The 3,334-nt window shown below is 65.7% G+C and carries 5 protein-coding genes; 2 read left to right on the top strand and 3 right to left on the bottom strand.

Annotation, left to right across the window (positions count from 1 at the left end):
* Both DYI24_RS23735 and DYI24_RS23730 read right to left on the bottom strand, forming a co-directional pair.
* A partial coding sequence (locus DYI24_RS23735) for an AsmA family protein (protein WP_164574070.1) occupies nt 1–423 on the bottom strand: 423 nt, incomplete at its 3' end.
* A 135-nt stretch (nt 424–558) separates the two neighbouring features.
* On the bottom strand, nt 559–1,986 hold the full coding sequence (locus tag DYI24_RS23730; protein ID WP_164574069.1) for an FAD-binding oxidoreductase: 1,428 nt from the start codon (nt 1,984–1,986) through the stop codon (nt 559–561).
* Between the two features lie 66 nt (nt 1,987–2,052).
* Here DYI24_RS23730 and DYI24_RS23725 point away from each other — a divergent pair, with 66 nt between their 5' ends.
* The gene (locus DYI24_RS23725; protein WP_164574068.1) at nt 2,053–2,583 is read left to right on the top strand and encodes a thioesterase family protein; all 531 of its coding nucleotides are present in this window, start codon (nt 2,053–2,055) and stop codon (nt 2,581–2,583) included.
* On the opposite strand, the gene DYI24_RS23720 is transcribed toward DYI24_RS23725, so the two are convergent.
* Nucleotides 2,580–2,753: a DUF1328 domain-containing protein gene (locus tag DYI24_RS23720; RefSeq protein WP_107345284.1), complete on the bottom strand. Its 174-nt coding sequence runs from the start codon at nt 2,751–2,753 to the stop codon at nt 2,580–2,582. The two genes, DYI24_RS23725 and DYI24_RS23720, sit on opposite strands and share 4 nt — an antisense overlap.
* Before the next feature lie 314 nt (nt 2,754–3,067).
* Here DYI24_RS23720 and DYI24_RS23715 point away from each other — a divergent pair.
* A partial coding sequence (locus DYI24_RS23715) for a UvrD-helicase domain-containing protein (RefSeq protein ID WP_164574067.1) occupies nt 3,068–3,334 on the top strand: 267 nt, incomplete at its 3' end.

Genomic DNA, 3,334 nt, shown 5'->3' with positions numbered 1-3,334 from the left:
GGTCAGGTTGAGCCGGTCGACGGTGAGCGCGGCAAGGTTGGACAGTCCCGCCGCCGGCCAGTCGAGCCGGCCCTGCGGATCGAGACCGAGATCGAGCGCCAATCCGTTGATCGACAATTCGTCGGCGCGCAGCTCGCCGCGCATCAGGGAGCCGAGGCTGAATTCGACATCGAGCTTGGCGGCACCGACCCGGCCGGCGTCGTTGGCACCACCAACCGTCACCTGCTGCAACCGCAGCGACGGCGTCGGCAACAGCCGCGCATCAAGCGGTCCAGCGACGCGAACCTGGGCGCCGAGCAGCCTTGTCGCTTCGGCCTCGAACGGCCCACGAAACTGGTTCCAGTCGATCAGATACGGCCCGACCAGCGCGGCGAGCAGCGCCAGGATCAGCGCGATAGCCAGGCCGAGCAACGTCGTCTGCACGCGGTCTCCCCTCGGGGGCGTTGTGACGCCCCTCGCTGGCGTCGTTCTTTCGTGATTTCAACGCCTAGCGACAGACTGTGGCGAACTCACAGCAACTTCAAGCGGCGGCTTCACGCGGCCCAAAGTTGCTGTGGTTCAAATCCCTTGCGGCAGGATCTTGCCGGGATTGAAGATGTTCTGCGGATCAAGCGCCTGCTTGATCGCGCGCATCGCCTGCAGCGCTTCGAGACCGAGCTCGGCCTGCAGATACTTCTGCTTGCCCTGGCCGATGCCGTGCTCGCCGGTGCAAGTGCCGTCCATCGACTGCGCCCGTTCCACCAGCCGGTGCATGAACTCATCGGCGCGCTTCAGCTCTTCGGCGTCGTTGACGTCGCACAACAGCGAGCAGTGGAAGTTGCCGTCGCCGACATGGCCGACGATCGGCGCCAGCAGCCCGAGCCGGTTGAGGTCGGCCTCGGTCTCGCCGACGCAATCAGCCAGCCGCGAGATTGGCACGCAGACGTCGGTGGCGACGACGCCGACGCCGTCACCCTGGCGCAGCGCCCGCACCGACCAATAGGCATCATGCCGGGCCTGCCACAGCTTGTTGCGGTCTTCCGGACGTGTGGTCCAGGTGAAGTCGCCGCCACCGCAATCCTTGGCGATGGCGCCGAAATTCTTCGACTGCTCGCCGACTTCGACTTCGCTGCCGTGGAATTCGAGCAGCAGCAGCGGCGTCTCCGGCAGCGTCAGCTTGGAATAGGCGTTCACCGCCTTGACCTGGGATTCGCTCATCAGCTCGATCCGGGCCAGCGGAATGCCGGTCTGGATCGCCAGGATCACCGCCTGGCAGGCGTCGCTGACCGAGGGGAACGAGCACGACGCTGCCGCGATCGTCTCCGGGATGCCGCGCAGCTTGATGGTCAGTTCGGAGATGATGCCGAGCGTGCCTTCCGAGCCGACGAACAGGTGGGTCAGGTCGTAGCCGGCGGCCGACTTCTTGGCACGGGTGCCGGTGGTGATGATCTCGCCGTCGCCGCGCACCACCTTCAGCGCCAGGATGTTGTCGCGCATCGTGCCGTAGCGCACCGCATTGGTGCCGGAGGCGCGGGTCGCCGCCATGCCACCAATCGAGGCGTCGGCGCCGGGATCGATCGGGAAGAACAGGCCCTGGTCGCGCAGGTTCTCGTTCAGCGCCTTGCGGGTGACGCCGGGCTGAATCACGCAGTCGAGGTCCTCCGTGTGGACGGCGAGGATCTTGTTCATGTCGCGGAGATCAATGCAGACGCCGCCGGCCGGCGCGTTGACATGGCCTTCGAGCGAGGTGCCGGTGCCGAACGCGATCACCGGCACCTTGTGCTGCGCACAGATCCGCACCGTGTCCTGAATGTCCGCGGTGTCCTGCGCCATCACCACCGCATCCGGCGGCTGGTTCGGCAGCCAGGTCGTGGTGTGGCCGTGCTGCTCGCGCACCGCAAGCGAGGTGACGAGGCGGTTGCCGAACCGCGCCGCGAGCGCTTCAATGGCGTTCGCCACGGCCTGCGGCTCGGCGCGCTTCGGCGTGTTGGTGATGGTCAGGCCCACGATAAAAACTCCTTCGGAACGGGGCGACCGTGGCAAAGGATACCGGAGGGGTCAAGGGAGGTACGATTGACTTTGGAAGTAGATCGCAGCAGCGAAATCGGCACCGTATCTCGGCCGTTCCTGTCGTCGGTGATGCAGATCGAGCCCGGCTGGATCGACTATAACGGCCACCTCAACATGGCCTATTACAACGTGCTGTTCGACCGCGCGATCGATCAGATCTGGAGCGAGCTCGGGATCGGCGTCGACTATCTGAACACACGCGGCGGCTCGACCTTCACGGCGGAAGCTCACGTTCGCTACTTGCGAGAGATTCATCTCGGCGACCCGGTGCAGGTCGCGGTCTACATCGTCGCGGCGGACGAGAAGCGGATCCACACCTTCGAAGAACTGCGCCATGCCGAGGAAGGCTGGCTGTCGGCGACATCCGAGAACATGTCGATGCACGTCGATATGGCGAGCCGGAAAGTCGCCCCGTTTCCGGACGACATCCGCGCCAATATTGCGCGGATGGCAGAAGCTCATCGGGCCCTTCCGCAACCCGAGGGCATCGGACGCAGCATCGCGATGCCCTCGAAGAAGCGGCCGGCGTCTTAGACCCGTGTGCGGCCGCGGAAGATGCTGACCACCGCCGAGATCAGGAACAGCACGATCGCGATGAAGAAGATGATCTTGGCGATTTCGATCGACGCACCGGCGATGCCGCCGAAACCCAGCAGACCCGCGATCAGCGCAACCACGAGAAACGTCACGACCCAACCCAACATGTGATGACCTCCGTTTCGCTTCAGGCACCCGCTGGCGGCTGCCTCTTGGGATGAGGCGCCGCCGGTTTCGGCTGCGCCGCTTGGCGAAACAATCCGAGGCTGGAACGAAAGTTCCGGCCAGTTTCGGCGTGTCAAGACGTCATTTTCACGCGAGAAACAGGAACGAAATCGCCTTAACCAGCCGCTGCGCCGGCCTGCGATGCGCGGTCGAACCTGTCGATAGCGGCACGCCGCGCCTATATCGGCGGATAATCCTGCTCTAAAGGCTCCCCTTCGAGCCCCGCAGCGCGGCTGTGGGTGGTAAAACGATTCGCATGACCGATCCGACCAAGCGCCAGCCTCTCGACCTCTCCAGCTATCAGCCCGCCGCCGGCGGCATCGCCGCGCGCGCCCGCGCCGCGGCCGGACCGGCCTATCTGTCCGGCCTCAATCCGGAGCAGCGCGACGCCGTGGAGACGCTCGACGGCCCGGTGCTGGTGCTGGCCGGCGCCGGCACCGGCAAGACCCGCGTGCTGACCACGCGGATCGCCCACCTCCTCTCCACCGGCCGCGCCCGCCCCGCCGAGATCCTGTCGGTGACC

Source organism: Rhodopseudomonas sp. BR0C11, from assembly GCF_010820945.1.
Lineage (GTDB): Bacteria > Pseudomonadota > Alphaproteobacteria > Rhizobiales > Xanthobacteraceae > Rhodopseudomonas > Rhodopseudomonas palustris_H.
This window is presented reverse-complemented; position numbering and strand designations above follow the sequence as displayed.

Coding starts and splice junctions, on each gene's coding strand:
- DYI24_RS23720 (WP_107345284.1), bottom strand. CDS start 2,753: ATGTTGGGTTGGGTCGTGACGTTTCTCGTGGTTGCGCTGATCGCGGGT.